This is a genomic window from Teichococcus deserti, assembly GCF_001982615.1.
Classification (GTDB): domain Bacteria; phylum Pseudomonadota; class Alphaproteobacteria; order Acetobacterales; family Acetobacteraceae; genus Pseudoroseomonas; species Pseudoroseomonas deserti.
The window spans coordinates 1-1,741 of record NZ_MLCO01000443.1; the positions used below are offsets into that span (position 1 = coordinate 1).

Consider the following 1,741-nt stretch of genomic DNA (forward strand, 5'->3'; position numbering starts at 1 on the left):
GCGCCTGCTGAACCGGGTCTGGGAGGCCGGGCTCGGCCATGCCCGGCTGCTATCCCTGGCAGCGCAGCTGGGCGCCGATGTGCCGGTCTGCCTGGACAGCCGCCCGGCCCGCATGGGTGGCATCGGCGAGGTGCTGACCCCGGCGCCCGCCCTGCCCCCGGCCGGGCTGCTGCTGGCCAATCCGCGCATCCCGCTGGCGACGCCGGCCGTGTTCCGCGCCCGCGCCGGCGGTTTTTCCGGCTATGCCACGCTGCCGACCGGCTGGGCCGACGCTGGCGCCATGGCCGCGGAGCTGGCCGCCTGCCGCAACGACCTGGAGGCGGCGGCGATCTCGCTCTGCCCGCCGGTGGCCGGCCTGCTGGACGCCATCCGCGCCCTGCCCGGCTGCCTGCTGGCGCGGATGAGCGGCTCGGGCGCCACCTGCTTCGGCCTGTTCGCCACGCCGGAAGCCGCCCATGCCGCGGCCTCCGGGCTGCCCGGGACCTGCTGGCGCTGGGGAGGGGGCTTTACGACAGGGCCCTCCGCCCTTTATTCACCCCCCGACGGTCCCGCCTGACGGGATCTCTGCTGGGGCGTAGCCAAGCGGTAAGGCAGCGGTTTTTGGTACCGCCATTCCCAGGTTCGAATCCTGGCGCCCCAATCTCTCCCCTCTCTGCTTCGCCCCCTCACTGTGCCAGCATCGCCGAGATGTTCGACGCCCTCGTCGGATAGGCGGTGATCATCGCGCGCAGCGCCGCCGCATCCATCCCGTGCCGCAGCGCCAGGCCGAACAGCGAGATGACGTCCGCCGCCTCCGGCCCCAGCAGATGCGCGCCCAGCAGCCGCTCGCTGCCCGGCTCGACCAGCAGCTTGTAGGCGGCGCAGGGCTCGGCCACCCGGCGCACCGACTGGAAGTCGGACATCTCGCCCTGCCGGAGCTCATAGGCCTGCCCGGCCTCGCGCGCCGCCGCCTCGGTCAGGCCGACGCCGGCCAGCGGCGGCAGGGTGAAGACGGCGCTGGGCACCGGCCCCTCGGCGGGCCGCGCCACGCAGCCCTCCAGCAGGGACTTCGCCACCGCCTTGGCGTCATGCGTCGCGATCGGCGTCAGCGCCGGGCCGACGCCGGCCACATCGCCGGCGGCGAAGATGCGGTCGTTGCCGCGCGTGCGCAGGAATTCGTCCAGCACCAGCCGGCCCTTCTCCACGGTCACCCCGGCGGCTGCCAGCTCCAGCCCGTCCAGCGCCGGCGCCCGGCCCAGCCCGTGCAGCACCCGCGCGGCGGAAAAGCTCTGCCCGTCCTCGCCCTCGACGCGGAAGCCGCCCGCCTCGGCGTGGATGGCGCGCGCCTTGAAGCCGGTGGTCACCTCGATGCCCAGCCGGCGGCCATGCGCCACCAGCCGCTTCACCAGATCGGGGTCGAATGCCTCCAGCGGCCGGTCGGCGGCTTCCAGGATGCGCACCTTGGCCCCGGCGCGCGCCGCCAGATGCGCGCATTCGAAAGCGATGAAGCCGCCGCCGATGAAGATCAGGCTGGCCGGCATCGCGGAAAACTCGAGGAAATCGTCGCTGGTGGCGAGGTGCCCGGCGCCCTCGATCGGCACCCGCATCGGATGCGCGCCGGTCGCCAGCAGGAAATGCCGCGCTTCCAGCCGCTGGCCTGCCACCTCCAGCGCATCGGGCGCGACGAAGCGGGGCTGCCCTTCGATCGCCTCGATCCCGGCCTTTTCCAGCGCGTCCCGCCGGTTCTTCGGCACCGGCGCGG

At 74.0% G+C, this 1,741-nt stretch carries 1 protein-coding gene, 1 tRNA gene and 1 pseudogene; 2 read left to right on the top strand and 1 reads right to left on the bottom strand.

Annotation, left to right across the window (positions count from 1 at the left end):
* A pseudogene (locus BKE38_RS28690) lies at positions 1–556 on the top strand (4-(cytidine 5'-diphospho)-2-C-methyl-D-erythritol kinase); the annotation flags it as partial.
* Between the two features lie 12 nt (positions 557–568).
* Positions 569–640: transfer RNA gene (locus BKE38_RS28695), tRNA-Gln, on the top strand.
* A gap of 25 nt (positions 641–665) precedes the next feature.
* On the opposite strand, the gene BKE38_RS28700 is transcribed toward BKE38_RS28695, so the two are convergent.
* The coding region (locus tag BKE38_RS28700) for a dihydrolipoyl dehydrogenase family protein (RefSeq protein ID WP_131829781.1) at positions 666–1,741 on the bottom strand (1,076 nt) is incomplete at its 5' end.